The organism is Marcopretia estuarina LEGE 06307 (assembly GCF_056633115.1).
Map to the genome: position 1 here is coordinate 337,286 of NZ_JBSJOY010000003.1, position 23,885 is coordinate 361,170.

General features: G+C 69.9%; 24 protein-coding genes. 15 read left to right on the forward strand and 9 right to left on the reverse strand.

Going from position 1 to position 23,885, the window contains the following annotated elements:
* The first annotated feature begins 234 nt into the window (after positions 1-234).
* The 9 genes from ACWJI3_RS09295 to hypE all read left to right on the forward strand — a co-directional run bounded on the left by ACWJI3_RS09295 (position 235) and on the right by hypE (position 11,652).
* Positions 235-1,242 carry a sodium-dependent bicarbonate transport family permease gene (locus ACWJI3_RS09295; RefSeq protein ID WP_480203529.1) on the forward strand — a complete coding sequence of 336 codons (1,008 nt, stop codon included), beginning with the start codon at positions 235-237 and terminating at the stop codon, positions 1,240-1,242.
* A 52-nt stretch (positions 1,243-1,294) separates the two neighbouring features.
* Positions 1,295-1,609, forward strand: a complete 315-nt coding sequence (locus ACWJI3_RS09300; protein WP_255099955.1) for a P-II family nitrogen regulator — start codon at positions 1,295-1,297, stop codon at positions 1,607-1,609.
* Between the two features lie 344 nt (positions 1,610-1,953).
* A complete protein-coding gene (locus ACWJI3_RS09305) occupies positions 1,954-2,163 on the forward strand; it encodes a hypothetical protein (RefSeq protein ID WP_480203530.1) in 210 nt (69 codons plus the stop codon).
* A gap of 90 nt (positions 2,164-2,253) precedes the next feature.
* Positions 2,254-2,976, forward strand: a complete 723-nt coding sequence (gene hypB, locus ACWJI3_RS09310) for a hydrogenase nickel incorporation protein HypB (protein WP_480203531.1) — start codon at positions 2,254-2,256, stop codon at positions 2,974-2,976.
* Positions 2,973-5,492, forward strand: coding sequence for a carbamoyltransferase HypF (gene hypF / locus ACWJI3_RS09315; protein WP_480203532.1), 2,520 nt, complete (start codon positions 2,973-2,975; stop codon positions 5,490-5,492). The genes hypB and hypF overlap by 4 nt, the downstream gene beginning before the upstream one ends.
* 48 nt (positions 5,493-5,540) lie before the next feature.
* Entirely contained in the window at positions 5,541-5,780 is a 240-nt protein-coding gene (locus ACWJI3_RS09320; protein ID WP_480203533.1) for a HypC/HybG/HupF family hydrogenase formation chaperone, read from the forward strand.
* The gene (gene nifJ, locus ACWJI3_RS09325; protein WP_480203534.1) at positions 5,777-9,397 is read left to right on the forward strand and encodes a pyruvate:ferredoxin (flavodoxin) oxidoreductase; all 3,621 of its coding nucleotides are present in this window, start codon (positions 5,777-5,779) and stop codon (positions 9,395-9,397) included. The genes ACWJI3_RS09320 and nifJ overlap by 4 nt, the downstream gene beginning before the upstream one ends.
* Complete coding sequence (hypD, locus tag ACWJI3_RS09330) at positions 9,394-10,566, forward strand: hydrogenase formation protein HypD (RefSeq protein WP_480203535.1); 1,173 nt, start codon at positions 9,394-9,396, stop codon at positions 10,564-10,566. Before nifJ ends, hypD begins: the two co-directional genes overlap by 4 nt.
* A 3-nt stretch (positions 10,567-10,569) precedes the next feature.
* Positions 10,570-11,652 carry a hydrogenase expression/formation protein HypE gene (gene hypE / locus ACWJI3_RS09335; protein WP_480203536.1) on the forward strand — a complete coding sequence of 361 codons (1,083 nt, stop codon included), beginning with the start codon at positions 10,570-10,572 and terminating at the stop codon, positions 11,650-11,652.
* 83 nt (positions 11,653-11,735) lie between these two features.
* Here hypE and ACWJI3_RS09340 read toward each other — a convergent pair whose 3' ends face one another.
* The 5 genes from ACWJI3_RS09340 to ACWJI3_RS09360 all read right to left on the reverse strand — a co-directional run bounded on the left by ACWJI3_RS09340 (position 11,736) and on the right by ACWJI3_RS09360 (position 14,605).
* On the reverse strand, positions 11,736-12,017 hold the full coding sequence (locus tag ACWJI3_RS09340) for a hypothetical protein (protein WP_480203537.1): 282 nt from the start codon (positions 12,015-12,017) through the stop codon (positions 11,736-11,738).
* Positions 12,018-12,166: 149 nt separating this feature from the next.
* The gene (locus ACWJI3_RS09345) at positions 12,167-12,424 is read right to left on the reverse strand and encodes a hypothetical protein (protein WP_480203538.1); all 258 of its coding nucleotides are present in this window, start codon (positions 12,422-12,424) and stop codon (positions 12,167-12,169) included.
* Between the two features lie 64 nt (positions 12,425-12,488).
* The gene (gene gluQRS, locus ACWJI3_RS09350; protein ID WP_480203593.1) at positions 12,489-13,457 is read right to left on the reverse strand and encodes a tRNA glutamyl-Q(34) synthetase GluQRS; all 969 of its coding nucleotides are present in this window, start codon (positions 13,455-13,457) and stop codon (positions 12,489-12,491) included.
* Positions 13,457-13,732: an HU family DNA-binding protein gene (locus tag ACWJI3_RS09355; protein WP_094510083.1), complete on the reverse strand. Its 276-nt coding sequence runs from the start codon at positions 13,730-13,732 to the stop codon at positions 13,457-13,459. Before ACWJI3_RS09355 ends, gluQRS begins: the two co-directional genes overlap by 1 nt.
* Positions 13,733-13,960: 228 nt before the next feature.
* A complete protein-coding gene (locus ACWJI3_RS09360) occupies positions 13,961-14,605 on the reverse strand; it encodes an MBL fold metallo-hydrolase (protein ID WP_480203539.1) in 645 nt (214 codons plus the stop codon).
* 53 nt (positions 14,606-14,658) lie between these two features.
* Here ACWJI3_RS09360 and ACWJI3_RS09365 point away from each other — a divergent pair, with 53 nt between their 5' ends.
* The gene (locus ACWJI3_RS09365; protein WP_480203540.1) at positions 14,659-16,734 is read left to right on the forward strand and encodes a glycogen debranching protein; all 2,076 of its coding nucleotides are present in this window, start codon (positions 14,659-14,661) and stop codon (positions 16,732-16,734) included.
* Positions 16,735-16,750: 16 nt separating this feature from the next.
* The gene (locus ACWJI3_RS09370) at positions 16,751-16,951 is read left to right on the forward strand and encodes a hypothetical protein (protein ID WP_480203541.1); all 201 of its coding nucleotides are present in this window, start codon (positions 16,751-16,753) and stop codon (positions 16,949-16,951) included.
* Between the two features lie 69 nt (positions 16,952-17,020).
* On the opposite strand, the gene ACWJI3_RS09375 is transcribed toward ACWJI3_RS09370, so the two are convergent.
* Positions 17,021-18,211: an FAD/NAD(P)-binding protein gene (locus tag ACWJI3_RS09375; RefSeq protein WP_480203542.1), complete on the reverse strand. Its 1,191-nt coding sequence runs from the start codon at positions 18,209-18,211 to the stop codon at positions 17,021-17,023.
* 91 nt (positions 18,212-18,302) lie between these two features.
* Here ACWJI3_RS09375 and ACWJI3_RS09380 point away from each other — a divergent pair, with 91 nt between their 5' ends.
* Both ACWJI3_RS09380 and ACWJI3_RS09385 read left to right on the forward strand, forming a co-directional pair.
* Positions 18,303-19,286 carry a CobW family GTP-binding protein gene (locus ACWJI3_RS09380; protein ID WP_480203543.1) on the forward strand — a complete coding sequence of 328 codons (984 nt, stop codon included), beginning with the start codon at positions 18,303-18,305 and terminating at the stop codon, positions 19,284-19,286.
* A 13-nt stretch (positions 19,287-19,299) separates the two neighbouring features.
* Positions 19,300-20,400 (forward strand): WD40 repeat domain-containing protein, encoded by a 1,101-nt coding sequence (locus ACWJI3_RS09385; RefSeq protein WP_480203544.1) that lies wholly within the window; start codon positions 19,300-19,302, stop codon positions 20,398-20,400.
* Positions 20,401-20,447: 47 nt separating this feature from the next.
* On the opposite strand, the gene yidD is transcribed toward ACWJI3_RS09385, so the two are convergent.
* Genes yidD through ACWJI3_RS09400 form a run of 3 tightly spaced genes read right to left on the reverse strand, consistent with a single transcriptional unit; the run spans position 20,448 to position 22,802 of the window.
* Positions 20,448-20,714, reverse strand: a complete 267-nt coding sequence (gene yidD, locus ACWJI3_RS09390; RefSeq protein WP_480203545.1) for a membrane protein insertion efficiency factor YidD — start codon at positions 20,712-20,714, stop codon at positions 20,448-20,450.
* Positions 20,707-22,158 carry a cysteine--tRNA ligase gene (gene cysS, locus ACWJI3_RS09395; protein ID WP_480203546.1) on the reverse strand — a complete coding sequence of 484 codons (1,452 nt, stop codon included), beginning with the start codon at positions 22,156-22,158 and terminating at the stop codon, positions 20,707-20,709. Before cysS ends, yidD begins: the two co-directional genes overlap by 8 nt.
* Positions 22,158-22,802 carry an SgcJ/EcaC family oxidoreductase gene (locus ACWJI3_RS09400; protein ID WP_255140522.1) on the reverse strand — a complete coding sequence of 215 codons (645 nt, stop codon included), beginning with the start codon at positions 22,800-22,802 and terminating at the stop codon, positions 22,158-22,160. Before ACWJI3_RS09400 ends, cysS begins: the two co-directional genes overlap by 1 nt.
* A gap of 239 nt (positions 22,803-23,041) precedes the next feature.
* On the opposite strand from ACWJI3_RS09400, the gene ACWJI3_RS09405 reads away from it, so the two are divergent.
* Positions 23,042-23,254 (forward strand): hypothetical protein, encoded by a 213-nt coding sequence (locus tag ACWJI3_RS09405; RefSeq protein WP_480203547.1) that lies wholly within the window; start codon positions 23,042-23,044, stop codon positions 23,252-23,254.
* A 5-nt stretch (positions 23,255-23,259) separates the two neighbouring features.
* A complete protein-coding gene (gene hisI / locus ACWJI3_RS09410; RefSeq protein ID WP_480203548.1) occupies positions 23,260-23,880 on the forward strand; it encodes a phosphoribosyl-AMP cyclohydrolase in 621 nt (206 codons plus the stop codon).
* The last annotated feature ends 5 nt before the right edge of the window (positions 23,881-23,885 follow it).

Below are 23,885 nucleotides of genomic sequence, written 5' to 3' on the forward strand. Positions count from 1 at the left end.
TTGTCGGGAATGGGGCGCGATCCCCACCACGGGCAAGCTGCTCAGGCCACCAAGCCAAGCAGTCGTCCAGGCCATCACGAACCCAGGCTCGAATGGGCCAAGCCACCCGGCCAGCGGATGGCGGCAGAGGGCCAAGAACCCAGTGATTACCGTGGTTTTCGGCAAAGACCCAATCCCCTGTGCCAACTGCTACAGTCCGCCGGACAAATTCTCTGAGATCACCAAAAGCGCCACGTGACATTCCTCTCTGACTTCATTCCGCTCTTCCTGGAGCAGGTTCAGTCCCCGACCCTCGGATTCCTGATCGGCGGGATCATCGTGGCCGCGCTTGGCAGCCAGCTGGCCATTCCGGATTCGATCTACAAGTTCATCAGCTTCTTCCTGCTGATGAAGATCGGCCTGACGGGCGGCATCGCGATTCGGAACTCCAACCCCACCGAAATCTTTCTCCCGGCGCTCGCGGCCGTGGGGATTGGCATCGTGATCGTGTTCATCGCTCGTTACACCCTGGGGAAACTGCCTGGCATCACCGTGCCTGACGCGGTGGCCACCGGTGGCCTGTTCGGCGCGGTGAGTGGCTCCACGCTGGCGGCGGTGCTGCCGCAGCTGGATTCCGCCAAGATCCCCTATGAGGCCTGGACGGCGGCCCTCTATCCCTTCATGGACATCCCGGCGCTGGTGACGGCGATCGTGGTGGCCAGCGTCTACCTCTCCAAGAAGACCGGCAACACCGCCGAGAAAGTGGAGATCTGGCCGATCATCAAGGAAAGCGTTCAGAGCTCGGCCGTCACGTCACTGCTGCTGGGCGTGGCCCTCGGCATCCTCACCAAGCCCGAACCCGTCTATGAGAGCTTCTTCAACCCCCTGTTCCGCGGCTTCCTGGCGGTTCTGATGATCATCATGGGGATGGAAGCGGCCCAGCGCATGAATGAGCTGCGCAAGGTGGCCCAGTGGTTTGCCATCTATGCCTTCATCTCCCCCATCCTGCATGGTTTTATTGCCTTCGGCGTCGGCCTGCTCATCCACAAGATCACCGGCTTCAGCATCGGTGGCGCGGTTGTGCTGGCGGTGATCGCCGCCTCCAGCTCGGACATCTCCGGCCCACCCACACTCCGTGCCGGCATCCCTTCGGCGAACCCCTCGGCCTACATCGGCGCTTCCACCGCCATCGGCACGCCCGTCGCGATCGCCATCTGCATTCCGCTGTTCATCGGGATTGCAGAGGTGCTGCTCGGCAAGTAAATTCGCAACCCACTGATCCAATTCCTGACTACCATCCTTTGAGGTCAAACCCATGAGTCAACAGGTCTGGAAGCTGGTGATCGTTGGGGAGGAAATCCTCTCCAAAAAGCTCGTCAAGCTCATCAAAGCTGCAGGTGCCACGGGTTACACCGTGAATGCAGCCGGTGGCGAAGGGAGCCGCAACGTGCGCTCCACGGGAGAGCCAAGCGTCTCGCACACCCTCTCCAACGTGAAAATCGAGGTGCTCACCGGCACCCGCGAGCTGGCCGACAAGATCACCAACGAGATCGCGGCAAAGTATTACGCCGACTACTCGATCATCACCTACATCTACCCGGTGGAAGCCCTGCGCGATCACAAGTTCTGATCCAGGAATGATGCGGCTGGCTGCCGTGGAATCCGTGTCAGTTCATCCTGTGCCAGTTCAGCGGCGCGATCGGCGAGGCCTTGCCCTTCAAGCCTCCGCATTCGGCACAGGCTTCCTGCTCACTCAAGCGCCCATGGGATTCACGGGGGGTCTTGCCCCTTGATTCCTACGTCTCCCCAGGGTTGCTGAATCCCTGGTTTCACTCAATTCTGGGGGGATGCGTCAACGGCAGGTTCCCTGCATCAGCGAGGCCAGCACGCGTAAGTGCCAGGCCTCGCTTTTTCATGTGTTCGCCCAGCCCCATGTCTCAGTTCAGCAAACTCCCGGCCGTTCTGGTTGGAACCTTGACGCTCTACCTGCTTGGTTATGCCTATGCCAGAGCTGTGGTCTTTCATGCCGTGGAGCGCTATTCAGGCGCTGAAGGCAAAGGCCCGCCGCGCCAGGACGTGATCGCCAAAAAAGATCGGCCGGCTGGAGAAGGGTGGAAGTATGCGTTGTTTCTGCCGGCGATCAAGCTGGAGGAAAGCCTGAGGGCCGCCAGCCTGAACCGCTGACCGGCGCCGGTCCACGGTGAGGAAGGGCTACGCCGGTGGGCCGGGCTGCGGCCGTCTCTCCAGACTGGAACCATCGCCGCCGGCTGCGCCATGTGCTCCCACTGCTCCTGCGGCCAGCCGATGGCCAGCGTGGTGGCAGCCCCCGCGCCGCGAACCCTGCTGCTGCGCCACAACCTGCTGGAGCACAACGACAGCAACGCCGCGCGCAACCGCGAGCGCTTCACGACCGCCGGCCTGCTGGTGGTGAATGTGCTCTCGGCCCCCGGCGCCGGCAAAACAGCCCTGCTCGAAGCTGTCGCGCGCCAGTGGCAGCACGGCCCGGTGGGGGTGATCGTGGGTGATCTCGCCACCGACAACGACGCCCGCCGCCTGCAGGCCGCCGGCGCCCGTGCCTTGCAGATCCAGACCGGCGACCTGTGCCACCTGGAAGCGTCGCTGGTGGCGGGAGCCTTCGATCAGCTCGACTGCGGCGGCATGCAGCTGCTGCTAATCGAGAACGTGGGCAACCTGGTGTGCCCTACCGCCTTCGATCTGGGCGAACAGCTGCGGATCGCCGTGCTCTCGGTGACCGAAGGGGAAGACAAGCCGCTCAAATACCCGGCCCTGTTCCACTCCGCCGATGCGGTGGTGATCAACAAAACCGATCTCGCCGCGGCCGTGGGCTTCGATCGCGCCGCCGCTCTGGCCCACCTGGCAGTGGTGGCGCCCCACGCCCGCCTCTTCGAACTCTCGGCCCGCACCGGTGCCGGCGTTGAGGCGCTGCTGCACTGGCTGGAGCACCAGCGCCAGGGTGCAGTCCGGGCCTGCGCATGAGCGGCGCCCCCCGGCGGCGCCTGAGGCTCGACATTGAGGGGGTCGTGCAAGGCGTGGGCTTCCGGCCGTTCGTGCATCGGCTGGCGTCGCAGCAGCAACTGGCCGGCTGGGTCACCAACACCCCAGGCGGAGTATCCATCGAGGTGGAGGGGAGCGCCGCCGCGCTGGCGGCCTTCCTGCACGCGCTGCAGGCCCGCCGCCCGCCGCACAGCCGCATCGACCGCCTGGCGCGTCGCTGGTTGGCGCCCTTGGCTGCGCCTGCGGGGGCGCCGAGAGAGGAGCAGCGCGAGATGCTGGGGGAGGAGCAGGACGTGTTCAGGATCCTGCCGGCAGCCCCCGCCAGCGGGCCGCACCCGGATTCCGCCTGTGGCTCCGACCCCACCAGCGCGCTCACAGGCCTGGTTCCGGCCGATCTGGCCCCCTGCGGCGCCTGCCGCGCCGAGCTGCGCGATCCACGCAACCGCCGCTACGGGTATGCCTTCAACAGCTGCGCCCATTGCGGGCCGCGCTACAGCCTGCTGCGCGCCCTGCCGTTCGAGCGGGCCCACACCACCCTGGCCGGATTTGCGCTCTGTGCCGCCTGCCGCCGAGAATTCCACGATCCGGGCGACCGCCGCTTTCACGCCCAGACGATCGGCTGCCCCGCCTGCGGACCGCAGCTGAGCTGGCGGCAGCGGGACGCCGGCGGGATCAGCAGCGGCGACGGCGACGGCGGGCCTGGCGCCGCCGCGCTGGCGGCAGCGGCGGCGTTGTTGCAGCGCGACCAGGTGGTGGCCCTGCAGGGGGTGGGGGGCTTTCAGCTGCTGGTGCGGGCTGCTTCAGCGGTGGCTGTCGCTGAGCTGCGGCGGCGCAAGGGGCGCCCTGAGCAACCCTTTGCCGTGCTGGTTCCCCACCTGGCCTGGGTGCGGCGTCACTGCCGGGTATCGGCGGCGGAGGCGCGGCTGCTGGTGGGGCCGGCGGCACCGATCGTGCTGCTGCGGCGGCGCGCCGCCCCCCTCGCCGACGGGGTCGCCCCCCACACCCCCTGGCTGGGGGTGATGCTGCCGGCCTCGCCGTTGCATGCCCTGCTGCTGGAGGCGGTGGGGGAGCCGCTCGTGGCCACCAGCGGCAACCGCTCGGGCGAACCGCTGGGCTTCAGCGAGGCCGATGGGCTGGACCTGCTCACGGACCTCGCCGATGGTCTGCTGAGCCACAACCGGCCGATCGCCAACCCCGTCGACGACGGCGTGGCCCAGGTGGTGGCCGGAGCAGTGATGGTGCTGCGCCAGGCACGTGGCACCGCGCCCACCGCCATCGCGCTGCCGGATCCGCCGCCGCCGGCCGACGTGCTGCTGGCCATGGGCGGCCAGGTGAAGAGCGCCATCGCCATCGGCCAGGGCAGGCAGGCACTGTTGGGGCCCCATCTCGGCGATCTCGGCACGCTGGCCGGCGAACGGCGGCTGACCGGCAGCCTGCTCAGCTGGCTGGACCGCCAGCAGCTGCGCCCGTCGCGGCTCGCCGTCGACCTGCACCCCGGCTACAGCGCGCACCGCCTCGGCCGCGAGCTGGCGGAGTCCTGGGGCGGTCTGCCGGTGCTCGCCGTGCAGCACCATCACGCCCACCTGCTGGCCTGCCTGGCGGAGCACGGTCTACCCCTGCCGGCCACAGGGGTGGCCTGGGATGGCGCCGGCTTCGGCCCCGACGGCCTGCTCTGGGGCGGCGAAGCGCTGCGGCTGGAGCCCCCGCGGGCGGGCGCCGCGCTCGGCTTCACGCACCTGGCCCGGTTGCGGCCCTTCCCCCTGCCCGGCGGCGAACGGGCCCTGCGGGAACCGCGCCGCGCCGCGCTCGGGCTGCTGGTCGCCGCCTTCGGGGCGGACAGCCAGGCCCACACCCCGCCCGCCACCCGGGCCGCCTTCGGCGACGGGGAGCAGCAACTGCTGGAGCGCCTCATGGAGACAGGCCTGAAGGCGCCGCTCTGCACGAGCATGGGCCGCCTGTTCGACGCCCTCGCCTCGTTGCTCGGCCTGGTGCAGCGCTGCAGCTTCGAGGGGCAGGGGGCGCTGCGGCTGCAGGCGGCGGCCCAGGCCGCGCTGGACACGCCGGAGCCGCAGGGCTGGCCGGCCTACCGCCTCCCCATCTGCGCCGCAGCACCTGCTGGCGCTGCCAGCGGCGTGGCCGCACCGTGGCTGCTCGACTGGCACCCCCTGCTGACAGCAGTGCTCGACGATCTGGCCCGCGGCCGCCCCGTGCCGTCGATCGCGCTGGCCTTTCACCGCGCCCTGGCGGCCCTGCTGGTGGAGCTGGCGCAGCGGTTGGAGCTGCGCCGCCTGCTGCTGAGCGGCGGCTGTTTCCAGAACCGCCTGTTGCTGGAGCTGGCCGTGGCGGCGCTGGCGGCGGCCGGCGTTGAAGCGGTGTGGCCCCAGCGGGTGCCCTGCAACGACGGCGGCCTGGCCCTCGGCCAGCTGCTGGCGCTGGCCTGGTCGGCATGTGAGGAAGGCACAGAGCCGGGGGTTCAGGCGCCGCTTCTCGCCCTATAGAGGAGAGGCAGGCCCTGCGGAGGCCGCCGCTGGCGGCGGAGGAGCGTGATGTGTCTGGCTGTGCCGGGTGAGCTGATCCGGATCGAGCACCGCCGCCCGGCCGACCTCGCGCCGGACGCTGGCGGCGACGGCGAAGACAACGACGACGACGCGCTCTGGCGGGTGGGGGTGGTGGAGTTCTCCGGCGTGCAGCGGGAGGTGAGCCTGGCCTGCGTGCCGGAGGCCCGCCCCGGCGATCTGCTGCTGGTGCACGTGGGTTTCGCGCTCAGCGTGGTGGTGGAGTCATGAGCCCCTCCCGCGCCGATGGCCGCATCACCGTCGATGGCAATGAAGCGGTGGCGCGCGTGGCCTACCGGCTGAACGAGGTGATGGCGATCTACCCGATCACCCCGGCCACGCCGATGGGGGAATGGGCCGATGGCTGGGCCGCGGCCGGCCGCCCCAACCTCTGGGGCAGCGTGCCCACCGTGGTGGAGATGCAGAGCGAGGGGGGCGCCGCCGGGGTGCTGCATGGCGCCCTGCAGGCCGGAGCGCTCGCCACCACCTTCACGGCGTCCCAGGGGCTGCTGCTGATGCTGCCCAACCTCTACAAGATCGCCGGTGAACTCACCAGCACGGTGGTGCACGTGGCCGCCCGGGCCCTGGCGGGCCAGGCGCTCTCGATCTTCGGGGACCACAGCGACGTGATGGCCACCCGTGGCAGCGGCTGTGCCCTGCTCTGCTCGGCGTCGGTGCAGGAGGCCGGCGACTTCGCCGCCATCGCCACCCTGGCCAGCCTGAACGCCCGCCTGCCCTTCCTGCATTTCTTCGACGGCTTTCGCACCTCCCACGAGCTGCACACGGTGGCGCCGCTGTCTGACGCCACCCTCGCCGCCCTGATTCCGGCGGGGCTGATCGCCGCCCACCGGGCCCGGGGGCTGAGCCCCGACCATCCCGTGATCCGCGGCACCAGCCATAACCCGGACGTGGCCTTTCAGGCCCGTGAAGCGGCCAATCCCTTTCACGACGCCGCCCCGGCGCTGGTGCAGCAGGCGATGGACCGCTTCGCCGCGCTCACCGGGCGCGCCTACCGGCTGTTCGAGTACCACGGCGATCCGCTGGCGGAGCGGGTGCTGGTGCTGATGGGCTCAGGTTGCGAGACGGCCCAGCTCACGGTCGATGCCCTCATCGCCAGCGGCGAGCGGGTGGGGGTGCTGAAGGTGCGGCTCTACCGGCCGTTCAGCGCCGAGCGGCTGGTGGCGGCGCTGCCGGCCAGCGTGCGCGCGATCGCCGTGCTGGATCGCTGCAAGGAACCGGGCGCCGGCGGCGACCCGCTCTACCTCGATGTGAGCGATGCGGTGCGGCGCTGCTGGGGGCGGACGGCCGCCACCGACGCCAGACCGCAGCCCCGGGTGGTGGGCGGGCGCTACGGCCTGGCCTCGAAGGAGTTCAACCCGGCGATGGTGAAGGCGGTGCTGGAGGCCCTGCGCGGCCACGCGGCGCCCCATTCCTTCAGCGTCGGCATCGAGGACGACCTCACCCACCGCTCCCTGCCGGTGGACACCAGCTTCCGCGCCGAAACGGAGGGGGAGTTCCAGGCCGTGATCTACGGGCTCGGCGCCGACGGCAGCGTGGGCGCCAGCAAGAATACGATCAAGATCATCGGCGCAGGCACGGACCTGCACGCCCAGGGCTACTTCGTCTACGACTCGAAGAAATCCGGTTCGGTCACGGAGTCGCACCTGCGCTTCGGCCCACGGCCGATCCACGCCACCCACCTGGTGGGGCGGGCCGATCTGGTGGCTTGCCACCAGTGGGATTTCCTCAGCCGCTTCGACCTGCTGAGCACGGCGCGCCCCGGCGCCACCCTGCTGCTCAACAGCCCCTGGGAGGCCGGGCAGATCTGGGAGCTGCTGCCGGCGGCGGTGCGCGCCCAGATCCGCGCCAGGCAGCTGCGCGTGTTCGCCATCCATGCCGCCGCGATCGCGCGCGACTTCGAGCTGGGCGGGCGCATCAACACCGTGATGCAGACCTGCTTCTTCTCGCTCGCCGGGGTGATGCCGCTGGAGCAGGCACTGGACGCCATCCGCGTCGCGATCCGCCACAGCTACGGCCACAAGGGAGAGCCGGTGGTGCGGCGCAACCTGCAGGCCGTCGATGCCGCCCTGGCACGGCTGCTGCCGGTGCCGATTCCGGCGGAGGACCCAGCCGGCCCACCAGAGCCGGAGGCCGATCGCTTCGCCGCCGCCCCCACCTTCGTGCGCAGCGTGATCGTGCCCCAGCTGGCCCGTCAGGGCGACCGGCTGCCGGTGAGTGCCCTGCCCGCCGATGGCACCTACCCCTGCGGCACCGCCCGCTGGGAGAAGCGCAACATCGCCGACAGCGTGCCGGTCTGGGAGGAGCAGCTGTGCGTGCAGTGCGGCAAATGCGTGATGGTGTGCCCCCATGCCGTGATCCGCGCCAAGGTGGTGGAGCCAGCCGCGCTGGCGGCAGCACCGCCGGGCTTCCTGAGCGCACCGGCCCGCGAACCGCACGGCAGCGCCAACCGCTTCACCCTGCAGGTGGCGGTGGAAGACTGCACCGGCTGCGCCCTCTGCGTAGAGGTCTGCCCGGCACGCGAGCGGGACACGCCCAGCCACAAGGCCATCAACATGGCGCCGCAGCGCCCCCTGCGCGAGCAGGCCCGCGGCGCCTGGGAGTTCTTCCTGCAACTGCCCGACACCGAGCGCAGCCAGCTGAACCTGCGCCACATCGGCCAGCAGCAGCTGCAGGAGCCGCTGTTCGAGTTTTCCGGCGCCTGCGCCGGCTGCGGCGAAACCCCCTACATCAAGCTCGCCACCCAGCTGTTCGGCGACCGGATGGTGGTGGCCAACGCCACCGGCTGCTCGTCGATCTATGGCGGCAACCTGCCCACCACCCCCTGGAGCTGCAACGGCGACGGCCGCGGGCCGGCCTGGTCCAACTCCCTGTTCGAAGACAACGCCGAGTTCGGGTTGGGCTTCCGCGTGGCCTACGACCAGCGGCACACCACCGCCGTGCGCCTGCTGCGTCGCCTGGCCGAACCCGGCGACGGGGGCAGCGAGGCGCCGGTGCCGCCGGAGCTGGCGGAGGCGCTGATCGAAGCGGATCAGAGCGAGGAGGCGGGGATCTTCGAGCAGCGGCAGCGGGTTGTGGAGCTGCGCGGGCGGCTGGAGCAGGTGCAGCAGGCGCCGGAGCGGCAGGCGGAGATCGAGGCGCTGCTCGCCCTGGCCGACGATCTGACCAAGCGCAGCGTGTGGATGATCGGCGGCGACGGCTGGGCCTACGACATCGACGCAGGCGGCATCGACCAGGTGCTCGCCAGCGGCCAGGACGTGAACCTGCTGGTGCTCGACACCGAGCTCTACTCCAACACCGGCGGGCAGATGTCGAAGGCCACCCCGATCGGTGCCGTCGCCAAGTTCGCCAGTGGCGGCAAGCGCACCGCCAAGAAGGATCTGGGCCTGATGGCGATGAGCTATGGCAACGTCTACGTGGCCAGCGTGGCGATGGGCGCCCGCGACGAGCACACCCTGCGGGCCTTCCTGGAGGCCGAGGCGTTTGCGGGGCCTTCGCTGATCCTGGCCTACTCCCACTGCATCGCCCACGGCATCGACATGGCCAAGGGCATGAGCCAGCAACGACAGGCGGTGGAGTCGGGCCGCTGGCTGCTCTACCGCCACGACCCGCGCCGCAGCGCTGCGGGCCTGAACCCCCTGGTGCTCGATTGCCGCACCCCCTCGCTGCCGGTGGCTGAAGCGATGGCCCGCGAGAACCGCTTTCGCAGCCTCAGCGACAGCGATCCGGAGCAGGCAGAGCGCCTGGCGCTGCTGGCCCAGCAGCAGGTGGACGCCCGCTGGGAGCACTACCGCCAGCTGGCCGCCCTGCCGGCGCCCGGGGCCGGGTGAACCCACTCGCCCCCTACCGCCGGTCGGAGGCGGTGCAGCAGCTGGTGGGGCAGTTGCAGCAGGCCATCAGCCGCCCCTGGACTCTGATGGAGGTCTGCGGCGGGCAGACCCACGCGCTGCTGCGCCATGGCCTCGACCGGCTGCTGCCCGAGGGGTTGGAGCTGATCCACGGCCCCGGCTGCCCGGTGTGCGTCACCCCGGCAGCCACGATCGATCGCGCCCTGGAGCTGGCAGCCCGCCCGGGGGTGATCCTCTGCTCCTACGGGGACATGCTGCGGGTACCCGGTTCCGATGGCCGCAGCCTGCTGGATCTGCGGGCGGCGGGGGCCTGCGTCCGGGTCGTCACCTCGCCCCTCGATGCGCTGGCGATCGCCCGCGATTCCCCAGGGCAGCAGGTGGTGTTCTTCGCGGTGGGCTTTGAAACCACCGCACCGGCCACGGCGCTGCTGGCCCATCAGGCCTGGTGCTGTGGCAGCAGCAACCTGGCGCTGCTGGTGGGCCACGTGCGGATTGCTCCGGCGATGGAGGCCCTGCTGGCCTCCCCGCACAACCGCGTGCAGGGCTTCCTGGCCGCCGGCCATGTCTGCGCGGTGATGGGCAGCGAGGAGCTGGAGCCGCTCAGCGCACGCTTCCACGTTCCGGTGGTGGTCACGGGCTTCGAGCCGGTGGATCTGCTGGAGGGGCTGCTGCGCTGCGTGCGTCAGCTGGAGCGGGGCGAGGGCCGGGTGGAGAACGCCTATGGCCGTGCCTGCCGCCCGCAGGGCAACGCGTCAGCCCGGGCCCTGATCGCCCGGGTGTTCGAGCCGGTGGATCAGTTGTGGCGCGGCCTCGGGGTGTTTCCCGCCAGCGGCCTGCGGCTGCGCCCCCCCTACGCCGCCCTCGACGCCGCCCGGCTGCCCGACCAGGCCACCGAGCATCGGCCTGGGCCCGATGCTGCCGCGGCCTGCATCAGCGGCCAGGTGCTGCAGGGTCTGGCCCGGCCCACCGCCTGCCCGGCCTTCGGCCGCACCTGCACGCCGGAGCGCCCGCTCGGAGCGCCGATGGTGTCATCGGAAGGGGCGTGTGCCGCCTACTGGCACCACGGCGAACGGGCGGAAAGCTCTGCAGCAGCCAGGCCCCTGGCCCGGGCGGCGGAGGCCAGCAGCCTGTCCGACAAGGCGGAGCCCTGACCCATGGCCAGCGCCAGCGCCGGCGACAGCGAGGCCATCGAGCGGGTGCAGCTGGGTCATGGCGGCGGCGGCAGCCTCAGCCAACAGCTGATCGCCGAGCTGCTGGTGCCGGCCTTCGGGCCGGGCGATGGGGTGTTGCATGACGCGGCCACGTTCCAGGCCGGCCCGGGTCCGCTGGCCTTCAGCACCGATGCCTACGTGGTGCGGCCGCTGATCTTCCCCGGCGGCGACATCGGCCGGCTGGCGGTGATCGGCACCGTGAACGATCTGGCCATGGTGGGGGCCCGGCCGCTGGCGCTCAGCCTGGCCCTGATCCTGGAGGAAGGCCTGGCGATGGCCACGCTGCGGCAGGTGGTCGCCTCGATCCGCACGGCCGCCGCCGCCTGCGGTGTGCCGGTGCTGACCGGCGACACCAAGGTGGTGGAACGGGGCAAGGGCGACGGCCTGTACATCACCACCAGCGGTGTGGGCAGCCTGGGGCCGGGTCCGGCCATCGGCCCGCCGGCGGTGCGGCCGGGCGACGCCATCCTGGTGAGCGGCGATCTGGGACGCCATGGGGTGGCGATCCTGGCGGCACGCCACGAACTGGGCTTCCGCACGGAGCTCTGCAGCGACCTGGCCTCGCTGCTGCCATCAGTACAGGCGCTGCTGGGGCAGGGGCTGGAGGTGCACGCTCTGCGGGATCTCACCCGCGGTGGGCTGGCCAGCGCCCTGTTTGAGATCGCCCGCGACACCGGCCTTCTCCTGCAGATCGAGGAGGAGGCGGTGCCGATCGCGCCGGCGGTGACGAGCGCCTGCGAGCTGCTGGGCCTGGATCCGCTGGCGATGGCCAACGAAGGGCGGTTGGTGCTGTTCCTGCCCGCCGCTGAGGCGGCGCAGGCCCTGGCCGTGCTGCAGGGCTTCCAGCCCGAGGCCGCGATCATCGGCGCGGTGGCTGACGCCGGGATGCCTGGAGACAGCGAGTCCGGGGCCGGCAACCGCCTGTTGCCCGCCATCGCCAGGGGGACAGTGCTGCTGCGGAACGCCTATGGCGTGCAGCGGCGCCTGACTCTGGGCCGGGGCGAGCAGCTGCCGCGCATCTGCTGAGCGCCAGGCAAGGGGCGCGGGCCTGGGGGCGGCGCTGGGTTTCAACCCTTGCGTTCTGCCCTTCCCGGAAAACCGGCTGCGGCTCAGGGCCAGTAGCCGTCGCCGAAGCCATCGCCCATACCGCCGTCGCCCGCCGGGTCGAACTCAGGCCAGCCCGGATCGCCGCCGTCAAGCAGACCGAAGCGGGCGGCTTCGTCATCCATCAAGGTGTTGCCCTCCGGCTGGGTGTCGCAGGTGACGCTGCCGTCGCTGCCGGTCACGCAGTCGTCGAAGCGCACATCAGCCCGGACCGCGGCGGGCAGGAGCAGGCCGGCGCCCAGACCCAGCAGCAGCGCCATCCGGCCCAGGCGGCGGGTAGCAGCCATCACAACGGCCTGCGACCGCTGCGTGGCAGGGCGGCTGGAATGATGGATCAACGTTCGTCCTGCAGCGATGTATACCGATTGGACCGCCGTCATCCTGCTCCTGCTCACCGCAGCGCCGTTGGCCGTTGTGGTGGCCACTGCCGCTTTCTTCATCTGGCGCCAGAAGACAGCGGGTCGGCGCTGAGCGCCCGGGCATCCTGACGGCGCAGCCTGTACTCCAGCGAGGGCTCGACGCTGAACTGAGGCAGTCGGCCCTGGCCAAGGCAATCCAGGCAGGTGCGGAATTTCTGGTCGCTGAGGCGCAGCACGCCGCTGCCGCCGCAACGCGGGCATCGCTGCGCCTCCGTCTCTCGCCGCGCTGACGGCAGTACCCCCTGTGGCAGGCCCGCCTGTGTGGGTTCGCCCATCAATCCCCGTTTTGGTGTTGATTTCAGTGTGGTCGGCCAGACCCCCCGGATTGACGCCACTTCCTTAAGCCTTCCCGCATAAACGCCGTTTCAACGCCGCGTTGCTCAGGTTCTGCAGCAACTCCGCGGCACTCAGGCGGCTTCCCGCCGGCACCAGGCCGAGGCTGGCGGCCAGCAGGCCGATCACCGCCGCCGCATCGAGACCCTGCGCGCGCAGCCCCGCCACCCCCTCCGCTCCCGACCGCTTGGCCAGCCGTTCGCCCCGGTCATCGCGCCACAGCGGCACATGCCAGTAGGTCGGTGGCGTGGCACCCAGGCACTGCATCACGGCCACCTGCGGCGCCGTCGCGGCCCAGAGGTCTTCGCCGCGCACCACCGTGGTGATGCCCAGCGCCAGCTCATCGACGGCGGTGGCCAGGTGATACGCCAGGAAGCCATCCGCGCGGCGCAGCACCACATCCCCCACCTGGCGCGCCGCCTCCAGCCGGCCGGGAGCGGCGATCGCCTCCGGCCAACTGAGCGGAGCGTCCTGAAGACGCAGGCGCCAGCTGGGCAGGCGGCCGTTCTCCACGCCCCAGCCGTGGGCGCGCGTGCGGCAGAAGCCCGGATACACCGACACCGCCCCCTGCGGCGCAGACACATCCGCCAGCAAGCGGCGGCTGCAGCGGCAGGGATAGAGCAGACCCCGGCGGCGCAGAGCGGAGAGCACCGTGGCGTAGAGGCCGGTGCGCTCGCTCTGGCGCACCGGCGGGCCATCCCAGTGAAGGCCCAGCCAGCGGAGGTCGGCCAGGATCGCCTCTTCGGCACCGGCGCGGTTGCGCGGGGTGTCGAGATCATCGATGCGGAGCAGGAGCTCACCCCCCTGAAGCCGGGCTTCCAGCCAGGCCACGAGGGCGGTGCGCAGATTGCCGCGGTGCAGGGGGCCCGTGGGAGACGGAGCGAAGCGCCCGCGGTGGTGGCGGCTTCGCTGTTGCTCTCCCGTTGCGATCAGCCCCTGAAGGTGTGAGGGCAGACCGGTGGAGGCGGGAGGAATCAGCCCTGAACCTGATCCTTGAACTGCTTGCCGGCCGTGAAGGCGGGCACGCGCTTGGCGGGGATGGCGATTTTCTCGCCGGTCTTGGGGTTCAGACCCTGACGGGCGGAACGCTCACGGGCTTCAAAGGAACCGAAGCCGAGGATGGATACCTTCTTGCCTTCGACCACCGAATCAATGATGGTTTCGATGGCGGCGTCGACGACCTTCGACACTTCGGTCTTGGTGAGCTCGGTGCGAGCCGCAACGAGGTTGACGAGGTCAGCTTTGTTCATTGGGCGGGAATCTGGGGGCAGAAATCTGGAGAGGGGCGGGAGTGGGGCGGAGCGGAAGAAGCCGTTCCCGCCATGCGGTGAAAACGAACCGACCACGGAGACCAACCAACGGCTGGACGCTCGGCCGGATCACCTGGCGGGCTAATCGTATGGGGGAAGGGCGACCTGGGCAACCGAAACCGCTTGCTTGGCCAAGGTTTTTCCCGATTTTCCGCCCCTGATCACCCCTCATTGTGCCGCTTGAGCGGTGCCGGGCACCAACTTCTCGCCGCGCAGGGCACCCAGGCCGGCACCGGTGGCGATCCAGCGGGGCGACCCCGCCGGCAACCAGTGCTGCAGGCGCTCCAGGCTGCGCTGCTGCCGCGCCCAGTGGAACGTGTGGGCGGTGCGCAGCGGCCCCAGGCGTCCGGGAGCGAGGGGCACCAGCAGCCGTCCGCAGAACAGCAGGTCGTGGGCTCCGGTGGCATGCAGCACGCAGGCCCCGGGCGAGGGGCCCGGGGTCCACAGCAGTCGCAGGTCGTCAGCCAGGTCGTGGGCGGCACCGAAGGGCCGCAGCTCCGGCAGCCCTGGCAGCAGGTAGGCCTCCTGCTCCTGCACCAGCACCGGCCAGCCGATCGCCTCCTGCAGGCGGCGGCAGCGGCCGTGGCCGGCGCGGCCGGTGAGCACGATCACACCCGGCTGCCCCGCCAGCGCGGCCAGGTTCGCCGCCGTCAGCGCCGGACAGTCGATCAGCACGGGCGGGCGCTGCGGCAACGACAGCAGCCAGGCGGTGCCCCCCTGGGTGTCGCGGTTGGGGGGAAACACCCACAGCCCGGGCAGCACCTGCTGCGGCGGCCGCCCCTCCTCCAACGCCGCGGGCAAGAACGCCGACATCCGCACCAGAGGGCCAACACACGACTAGCTTGAACCGCAGCACTTCACAGCCCGTGTCCTCGACCCACCTGGGACACCCCTGGCCCCTCGGCGCCGCCGTCACTGTGCGAGGAGTGAACTTCTCAGTGGTGGCACCGCTGGCCACTCGGGTGGAGCTGCTGCTCTTCGCCGACGGCGACGCGCCCGAACCCTTCCGCATCATTCCGCTCGATGCCCGCCATCGCTCCGGCGATCACTGGCACGTGGAAGTGGTGGGGGTGGGCATCGGCTGCTGCTACGGCTATCGCGTGTACGGGCCGCTGCAGCCGGGGGCACACGGCTTCAACCCCTCCAAGGTGCTGCTGGATCCCTGCGCGCGGGCGATCAGCGGCTGGTCGCGGTACCGCCGCGCCGACGCCACCGGCACCGCGCCCAACACCGCCTCCTGCCTGAAGGGGGTGGTCACAGAACGCGACCTGTTCGACTTCAACGCCGGGCCCCGCCCGCGCCACAGCTGGCAGCGCACCGTTGTTTATGAGCTGCACGTGGCCGGCTTCAGCCAGGGCGAGAGCAGCCCGGTGGCACCGGAGCGGCGCGGCAGCCTGCTGGGCCTGATCGACACCATCCCCTATCTCAAGAGCCTCGGGGTCACCACCCTGGAGCTGCTGCCGGTGATGGCCTTCGACCCGCAGGATGCCCCGCCCGGCCGCCACAACTACTGGGGCTACAGCCCGATCAGCTGGATGGCCCCCCATCACGGCTACCTGCTGGGCGACGACCCGCTGCAGGCCCGCAACCAGGTGCGGGCGCTGGTGATGGCCTGCCACCAGGCCGGCCTGGAGGTGGTGCTCGATGTGGTGCTGAACCACACCAGCGAAGGCAACCAGGATGGCCCCACGCTCAGCTGGCGCGGCTTCGCCGATCGCCTCTACTACCACCAGAACCCTGACGGGGACTACCTCGATGTGACCGGCTGCGGCAACACGGTGGCGGCCAACCGCCCGCTGGTGCGGCAGCTGATGATGGAAGCGCTGCGCTGCTGGGCGCTGGAACTCGGCATCGATGGCTTCCGCTTCGACCTGGGCATTGCCCTGTCACGCGGCGAGAACCTAGCGCCGCTCGACCAGCCGCCCCTGTTCGAGGAACTGGAGGCGGATCCGCGGTTGAGCGATCTGAAGATGGTGAGCGAGCCGTGGGATTGCGGCGGCCTCTACCGCCTCCACGATTTCCCGGCGCGGCGCATGGGCACCTGGAACGGACGCTTCCGCGACGACGTGCGCCGTTTCTGGAAGGGCGACGAGAGCTGCTGCTGGGCGATGGCCCAGCGCCTGTCCGGCAGCCCGGATCTCTATGGCGGCCGCCCGCCAGCGGTGGGGCGCAGCATCACCTTCATCACCGCCCACGACGGCTTCACCCTGGCGGATCTGGTCAGTTACAACGGCAAGCACAACCTCGCCAACGGCGAAGACAACCGCGACGGCGACAACCACAACAACAGCTGGAACCACGGCGTGGAGGGTCCCACCACCGACCACGGGGTGAACGATCTGCGCAACCGCCAGCTGCGCAACCTGCTCGCCACCCTGCTGCTGGCCCCGGGCGTGCCGATGCTGCTGATGGGCGATGAAGTGCGCCGCAGCCAGGGGGGCAACAACAACACCTGGTGCCAGAACAATCCACTCGGCTGGATGAACTGGCGCCCCGATGGCGAAGACCTCGGCCTCAGACTCTTCCTGCAACGGCTGGTGCATCTGCGCACCCATCTGTTCAGCCTGCTGAACCCGGAAACCCCCTACGCCGAAGGGGCCCAGGGGGCCGGCGTGCCCGGCGATCACCTGTGGCGGGACTGGCACGGCGTGGCGCTGCAGCAACCCGACTGGGCCAGCTGGTCGCACACGCTGGCCTGGAGCCTGAACGACCACGCCCACGGCCCCCTGCTCTGGTGCGGGATGAACGCCTACAGCAAGCCCATGCACTTCGAGCTGCCCACGGCGCCGGAAGGCTGGTTGCGGGTGATCGACACGGCCCTGCCGGCCGGTCAGGACATTCCCCATGAGCCCAGCCGCTGGATGCACGACGGCGCGCCGCTGGAGAGCCGCAGCCTGATGCTGATGCTCGCGCCCCACCTGCTGAACGGGAAGGCGCTCTGAGTTGTGCGGCTGGCGGGTGCGCCAAGGTCTCGAGGTCGGCAGCCCCTCGGCGGCGCAACGGGCCCAGGTCTGGTTGCGGGTGATCGACACGGCCCTGCCGGCCGGTCAGGACATTCCCCATGAGCCCAGCCGCTGGATGCACGACGGCGCGCCGCTGGAGAGCCGCAGCCTGATGCTGATGCTCGCGCCCCACCTGCTGAACGGGAAGGCGCTCTGAGTTGTGCGGCTGGCGGGTGCGCCAAGGTCTCGAGGTCGGCAGCCCCTCGGCGGCGCAACGGGCCCAGGTTCAGCGGTCCTGCCGCAGCGCCGCCAAGATCCTGGCCGCGGCTTCTCGGCCGCCGAACAGGTTGCGGGCGCCGGGGCCCAGCTGCAGCGCACTGAGGCCTCCCATCACGTGAATCCGGGTGCCGGGCCAGCGCAGGTCGTGCGGTAACACCGGCCAATCGTCGAGGCAGGCGATCGGGCGTTGCCGCTGCAGGCGCTGCAGCAGTGGATGGGTGCTCACCCCCTGCCGGTGGCCGGTGGCCAGCCAGAGCCGGTCCACCCGGTGGTGCTGACCGCCCTGGCAGCTGACCAGCCAGTGGTGGCCCAGCCAGCGGGCACCGGCCACTTCGCCGTGCTGCTGGAGCTGCAGCTGACCCGCGCGCATGGCCTGGCGCAGCCGCGCCGCCAGCTGGGGCGTCAGTGAGCCCCCGTTGCGAGCCGCCAGGACCTGGCGCTGGCGCTCCCGCCAGCAGGGTTCGGCCCGAAAGGGCGTGAGTCGGTTGGGGCCGAACCAGCCGGGATCGGCGTCGAAGGGCTGCTCCCGCAGCTGGCGCCGGCACAGCAGCAGCACCGAGGCGCCACGGGCCAGGGCCCCCAGCGCCAGGTGGCCGCTGGTGAGGCCGCCGCCCACGATCAGGATCCGCTCCCCCTGCAGTGACGGCAGGGCGGCGAGGTCGATGCCGCTGCTGTGCTGCAAGGCCGCGGCGGGAAAGCCCGGGGGGATCCGCTCCACCCACTCAGGCAGCAGCGCCGGCCCGGGGCCGGTGGCGACCACCAACCGCCGGGCCGGCAGCTGGCGGCCATCGCTGAGCTGCAGCTGCAGCGGCTGGCGGGAGCCCTGCGGCAGCTCGACATCCACCAGGCTGGCCGCCTCCACCTGCCCCTGCAGGTCGAAGGCTTCCACCACCTGCGCGCAGAACGCGGAAAAGAGGTCGGTGGCCGGCAGGCCGTAGGGGCCTTCCAGTTCGTGGCTGCGCCGCTGCTGGTGGGCGAACGCGCGCAGGGCGCCGGGGTTGGGATGGGGGTGGTGCGGGGCGGGGGAGCGCAACGTGGTGATGCCGCAGGCCTGCAGCTGGGTCTGCCAGCGATGCAGCCAGCGGCCGCTGGGATCGAGCACACGCAGATGGCGGCGCCAGCAGGGGCGCTTCTGCAGCAGAAGGGCACAGAGGGTCAGGGCCTGCGGCCCGCCGCCGGCGATCACCAGGTCAGCCATCCCCACCCAGCCGGCAGCACCGCTGCTAGAACGACAACGATTCTCACTCCGATGGGGACTCTGCGGTGCCCGCCCCGCCCCCGCCCTCGCCATGGCCTTCACCAGCGCCGTTCCAGCCGCCGATCGCCTGCCGGTGACCGTGCTCACCGGTTATCTCGGTGCCGGCAAAACCACCCTGCTGAACCGGATCCTCACCCACGAACACGGCCTCAAGGTGGCGGTGATCGTGAACGAATTCGGTGAGGTGGGCATCGACAATCAGCTCGTGATCGATGCCGACGAAGAGATCTTCGAGATGAACAATGGGTGCATCTGCTGCACCGTGCGTGGCGATCTGATCCGCATCATCGGCAATCTGATGAAACGGCGGGATCGCTTCGATCACCTGGTGATCGAAACCACCGGTCTGGCCGATCCCGCCCCCGTCATCCAGACCTTCTTCGTGGATGAAGACCTGCGGGATGAGCTGCGGCTGGATGCGGTGATCACCCTGGTGGATCTGGTGCATGTGCAGCAGCACTGGGAGGCTGAGGAGGTGCAGGAACAGCTGGCCTTCGCTGATGTGCTGCTGCTGAACAAGGCGGATCTGGTGGAGGAGGGCGAACGCCAGGTGATCGAGCAAAGGGTGCGGGCGATCAACCCGATGGCGCGGCTGCTCACCACCCGCAACGCCGATGCCCCGATCGATCAGCTTCTCGGCGTGGGGGCGTTCGAGCTGGAACGGGCCCTGAGCCTCGATCCCGGCTTCCTGGCCGAGGAGCATGCCCATGAGCACGACGACGCCGTGGGCTCGGTGGCGTTCGTGGAGGAGCGGCCGATGGATCTCGACAAGCTGGGCACCTGGCTGTCGGATCTGGTGGCCGAGCGGGGGCCGGATCTGTTCCGGATGAAGGGCATCATCCAGCTGGAAGGCAAGGACGAGCGCTATGTGTTCCAGGCGGTGCACATGCTGCTGGATGGCGATTTCGATCGCCCCTGGAAAGAGGGCGAGCGGCGCTGCACCGAATTCGTGATCATCGGCCGCGATCTCGATGCCGAGGGCCTGCGGGCGGGCTTCACCGCCTGCGTGGCCTGAGCGGTCAAGCGCCATGACCTCAACGCAGCCCCTGGTGCGGGAGCGGCTCTGCGGGGAGCTGCAGCAGGCGATCACGGCGCTGAGCTGGTCGGCGGATGGCGAGTTTCTGGCGATCGCCACGGCCGGCGGTGAACTGCTGTTGCTTGATTTCCGCGCCGGCTGCGAAGAGCTGCTGCAGGGCCTGAGCGACACCAGCCTCGATGCGATCGGCTTCAGCGCCGACGGGCAGTTCCTGATGGCGGTGGGCCAGGCCGGCGAGCTGTTGCTGTGGGAGCTGGGCGGCTCCGGGGTACGGCCAATCGCCTTCGCGCCGCAGCCGCTCGGCGCCGGCTGGCTGGATGCGGCGGCCTGGCAGCCCAGGGGGCTGCTGCTGGCAGTGGCCGCCGGCCGCCGGGTGCGGCTCTGGGATGGGGCGCTGCGCCAGTGGCGCCCCGACAGCCTCGAGCTGCCCGGCACCGCCCAATGCCTGGCCTGGAGCGCCGACGGCAGGCGGCTGGCGGCCAGCGGCCACGGCGAGCTGGCGCTGTGGCAACCGCTCGATCCGGCCGCACCGGCTCCCCGGCGCGCCCCCACCGAATCGGTGGCGCTGTCCCTGGCCTTCTCGCCGGTGGGCGAGCTGCTGGCCTGCGGCCAGATGGACCGCTCCCTGCTGCTCTGGCCCAAGGCAGGCGAAGGGCGGCCGTGGCAGTTCAGCGGCTTCCCGGCCAAGGTGCGCGCACTGGCCTGGAGCGATCAGCCCGGGAAGCTCGCACCTGCCCTGGCGGTGGCCGCCGCCGACCACGTGGTGCTGTGGGAGCAGCGCGACCGCAGCGAACAGGGCTGGCAGCCCGAACCGCTGCTGTGGCATCAGCAACGCGTCACGGCCCTGGCCTTCGCGCCCGGCAGCCGCCTGCTGGCCAGTGCCTCCGCCGATGGCAGCGTGGGCCTCTGGGATGGCCGCGGCCGCCTGCTGCAGGCGCTGGAAGGGGAAGGCCAGGGCTTCCAGGCGCTGGCCTGGCGCCCCGACGGCCGGCACCTGGCGGCCGGCGGCGACCAGGGCCGCTGGTGGCTGTGGCCGGTGACCCTGCCCGACAGGCCACGTCACAGGCGCTCGGGCGGAACCGGATTCGGTTGACCAGCGGCTTGCATGCCCACGAAGGTCTGGAGCGGCTCCAGGCGCCGTTACGAATTTGAGGAGCGCATGGCTGGCTTGTCTCGCTGAACAGGGGGTGGAACGGGGTCGTAGCCGCCTGGGTGAAGGGGATGGCAGCGTCCCAGCTGGCAGAGCGCCAGCCAGCTGCCGCGGATCACCCCATGGATCTGGATCGCCTCGATGGCGTACTGGGAGCAGCTGGGAGTGAAGCGGCAGTTGGGCCCCAGCAATGGGCTGATCAGGGTCTGGTAGCCGCGGATCAGCAGCAGCAGGAGACGCGTGGCGGTCTCAGCCATGGCGTGAGGAGGGATTGGCAGGGGTTGGTGGAGCGCTGGGACGGCAGGCCCTGCCGTCTGCGACAGCCACTCCAGCCTCGATCAGCTGATGCCGCAACCGGTCGGCCAACTGAAAATCACCGTCCTGACGAGCATGGAGGCGGCGCTTCTGGAGCTCGGCGATGGTCTTCTCGTTCAGCTGCGGCTGCAACCGATCGGCCGGCCGAGACGGCGTCTGCAACGCGGCCAGGGCCTGCAGGGGGTCCTGTTGGAGCAAGCCGAGCAGACGGCCTGAAGCGAGCAGGCTGGCCCTGAGCGCGTCCCGCTCAGCAGCGGAGCCGGCGCGTTGCAGCTCCCGGCTCAGACCATGCAGGCGAGCAAGGCTGGCGGAGATGTTGAGATCGTCCGCCAGAGCCTGCAGGACGATCGAATCCGGGTCGCCCTCCTGGCCAGTTGCACGGGCACCTGTCGCAGTGTCGCCATCGCTCAGAGCCCTGTAAAAGGTCGTCAGCGTGCGCTTGGCCTGCACAAGCCGCTCCTGATTCCAGTCCAGAGGTTGGCGGTAGTGGCTGGCCAGCAGGGCCAGGCGTAGGGCTTCGCCGGGAGCCTGCTGCAGCAGATCTCGCACCAGCAGCACGTTGCCAAGGGATTTCGACATCTTCTGCCCAGCCACGGTGATGAAGCTGTTGTGCAGCCAGGTATGGCAATAGGGCAGACCGGTGGCGGCACAGCCCTGCGCGATCTCGTTCTCGTGATGGGGAAAGATCAGATCCTGGCCACCGCCGTGGATGTCGATCGGAAAACCCAGGTGGCGCTGGATCATGGCCGTGCACTCCACATGCCAGCCGGGCCTTCCACGGCCCCAGGGACTCTCCCAGCCCGGCAGGTCGGGGCCGGAGGGTTTCCACAACACGAAATCCATGGGATCGCGCTTGAACGGCGCCACTTCCACACGAGCGCCGGCCTGCATTCCTTCCGTCGAGCGGCCGGAGAGCTTGCCGTAGCGGGCAAAGCTGGCCACCTCAAACAGCACATGGTCCGCCGCCAAATAGGCATGGCCCCGATCGAGCAGTTGCGTGATCAGGAATTGGATGTCGCTGATGTGCTCGGTGACGCGGGGCTCATGGTCCGGTGGCAGCACATCCAGAGCGCGCATGTTGGCCTGATACGCAGCAATCGTGCGCTCAGTGAGCGTGCGAATGGGCACCCCCGCAGAGGCTGCCGCCGCATTGATCTTGTCATCCACATCGGTGAAGTTGCGCACATAGACCACCTGCCGATAGGCGTGGCGCAGCAAGCGCACCAACACATCGAAGACCAAAGCCGGCCGGGCATTCCCAATGTGGGGCCAGTCATAAACTGTGGGGCCGCACACATACAGCGTCACCCGGTCAGGTTGCTCCAGCCGCAGGGGGCGCTTGCGCCGGCTCAGGCTGTCGTGGAGCTGGATCGTGAGGGTGCCCATCAGCGCTGACCGGCCTCTGGAAGCAAGGAAGAGTGATGGTGGGAGATCTTCCACTCACCATCCTCCAGCACATAGATGAAGCTGTAGCGGGCTTGAGCGTGGCTGCCATCAAGGAAGCGGAAGTTGTACAAACCTGCGTCCTGCACCATGTTGCAACCGATCAGGATTTCCCGTTGGCTGATTTCACCGTTGGGTCGCTTCTGCAGAAAGTGGCTGAAATAGTCCACGATGCTTTCATGATCTGTTCGCGGCTCATTCGAGAGCGTGGGCAGCAGCACCGCATCGCGGCTGTACAGCTGCGCGATCCGCTCCGGATCCTGGCTCTGCAACGCCTTGTTCCAGCGGTCAAACAGGGACTGAACCTCGGCCTGGCTGATCAAGGCGCAACCACTGGGCCCATCCCCTGGCAGGGAGGGCCGGCGGGTTTCGAGCAGCTCCAGCTCCAACCAGATCAGCCCGTTGCTGGGCAGGAGGGGATGACCCACCAGGGCCTGGGGCCGCTGGCGAGGCCCAAGACGCCAGCGCCTGGCGGTACCTGGCTGCAGTTCTGCCAACTCCCGCTCCAGCCAGGCCGGAAGCGTGCCCTGACCCACTGCCAGGGAAACAAGTTGCCGTTCGGTTCGCCGCCTGCAGCTGAGGTCCATGGCCTGCAGCGCCACAGTCAGGACAGGCGCAGGCTTCGCAGCTGCGAGCGACGCTGCGGCGATGGGACCCTGCCCCTGGCGTGAAGCTTTTCTGCGCTGCATGGCCCAGGCGGACGACACCTGGGCGCTAGCTTACGAGAATGGTTATCGTTTTTAGCGCGGAGCCTGTGGTGCTGCTCTCCTCCCCCTGGCTCCTTCCCTGGCTCCGAGATCTGCCGATGAGGCCGGAGGCGCGTGAAGTGTCTGGCCATGCCCCGATCGCCACGGCCTCACGGGATCGGACCGCGGCGCTGTGGTCCGAAGCTGGATCCCGGCTGCAGGTGCTCGAACTGAAGGGCCAGGCGCCGAGCGGTGTGGCCTGGCGAGCCGACCGCAAGGCCCTGCCGCCTGGCGGTGAGGAGGGCGGCTGGGCGCTGTGGCCCCTTGATCCGCTCGAGGGGGCCCGGGCATGAGCGCCATGGAGCAATGGCCACACGCTTGCGTCGATCACCTGCGCTTCAACGCGGATGGCCTGATCCCCGCCATCACGCAGGACTGGCTCGACGGCGCGGTGTTGATGCTGGCCTGGATGAACCGCCAGGCGCTGCTGGCCACGTTTGCGACCGGGCAGGTGCACTACTGGAGCCGCTCGCGCCAGGAGCTCTGGCACAAGGGAGCCACCAGCGGTCACATCCAGTTGCTGCGCGGATTTCGCTACGACTGCGACGGCGATGCCCTTCTGCTGACCGTTGAGCAGGTGGGAGACGGGGCCTGCCACACCGGAGCCCGCAGCTGTTTCTTCGAAGCTTCAGCCAAGCCCAGCGGCGGAGGGCCGCAAGCCCTGCTTCCGCCCGTGGATGCCCTCAGTGCCCGAGCCCGCGGCCCACAACCGGACTGCCCCGGCAGCAACACCACCGATCCGGCCGCGACGCTCGAAGCGGCTTGCCAGGCCGTGATCAGGGACTGGCAGCAGGGAGTGGCAGGTGGCGACCTCACCCACTCGCTCGCCCTGGTGGATGCTTTGCAGGCAGGGCTGGCGGCTCAAGGAGTCTCCTGGCGGCAGTTGCTGAAACGCTCTGCCCTGAGTCTGTCGGCCTGAGCCCT

What these genes read in the sequence shown, in the direction of transcription:
- ACWJI3_RS09360 (WP_480203539.1), bottom strand. Translation starts at nt 14,605, where the DNA reads ATGTCGGCGTTCTTGCCCGCGGCGTTGGAGGAGGGGCGGCCGCCGCAG.
- cysS (WP_480203546.1), bottom strand. Translation starts at nt 22,158, where the DNA reads ATGGGCACCCTCACGATCCAGCTCCACGACAGCCTGAGCCGGCGCAAG.
- hypF (WP_480203532.1), top strand. Translation starts at nt 2,973, where the DNA reads ATGAGCGGCGCCCCCCGGCGGCGCCTGAGGCTCGACATTGAGGGGGTC.
- ACWJI3_RS09355 (WP_094510083.1), bottom strand. Translation starts at nt 13,732, where the DNA reads ATGAACAAAGCTGACCTCGTCAACCTCGTTGCGGCTCGCACCGAGCTC.
- yidD (WP_480203545.1), bottom strand. Translation starts at nt 20,714, where the DNA reads ATGGCTGAGACCGCCACGCGTCTCCTGCTGCTGCTGATCCGCGGCTAC.
- hypB (WP_480203531.1), top strand. Translation starts at nt 2,254, where the DNA reads ATGTGCTCCCACTGCTCCTGCGGCCAGCCGATGGCCAGCGTGGTGGCA.
- hisI (WP_480203548.1), top strand. Translation starts at nt 23,260, where the DNA reads ATGGAGCAATGGCCACACGCTTGCGTCGATCACCTGCGCTTCAACGCG.
- nifJ (WP_480203534.1), top strand. Translation starts at nt 5,777, where the DNA reads ATGAGCCCCTCCCGCGCCGATGGCCGCATCACCGTCGATGGCAATGAA.
- ACWJI3_RS09300 (WP_255099955.1), top strand. Translation starts at nt 1,295, where the DNA reads ATGAGTCAACAGGTCTGGAAGCTGGTGATCGTTGGGGAGGAAATCCTC.
- ACWJI3_RS09345 (WP_480203538.1), bottom strand. Translation starts at nt 12,424, where the DNA reads ATGGGCGAACCCACACAGGCGGGCCTGCCACAGGGGGTACTGCCGTCA.
- ACWJI3_RS09375 (WP_480203542.1), bottom strand. Translation starts at nt 18,211, where the DNA reads ATGGCTGACCTGGTGATCGCCGGCGGCGGGCCGCAGGCCCTGACCCTC.
- ACWJI3_RS09400 (WP_255140522.1), bottom strand. Translation starts at nt 22,802, where the DNA reads ATGGACCTCAGCTGCAGGCGGCGAACCGAACGGCAACTTGTTTCCCTG.
- ACWJI3_RS09320 (WP_480203533.1), top strand. Translation starts at nt 5,541, where the DNA reads ATGTGTCTGGCTGTGCCGGGTGAGCTGATCCGGATCGAGCACCGCCGC.
- ACWJI3_RS09380 (WP_480203543.1), top strand. Translation starts at nt 18,303, where the DNA reads ATGGCCTTCACCAGCGCCGTTCCAGCCGCCGATCGCCTGCCGGTGACC.
- ACWJI3_RS09385 (WP_480203544.1), top strand. Translation starts at nt 19,300, where the DNA reads ATGACCTCAACGCAGCCCCTGGTGCGGGAGCGGCTCTGCGGGGAGCTG.
- hypE (WP_480203536.1), top strand. Translation starts at nt 10,570, where the DNA reads ATGGCCAGCGCCAGCGCCGGCGACAGCGAGGCCATCGAGCGGGTGCAG.
- ACWJI3_RS09340 (WP_480203537.1), bottom strand. Translation starts at nt 12,017, where the DNA reads ATGGCTGCTACCCGCCGCCTGGGCCGGATGGCGCTGCTGCTGGGTCTG.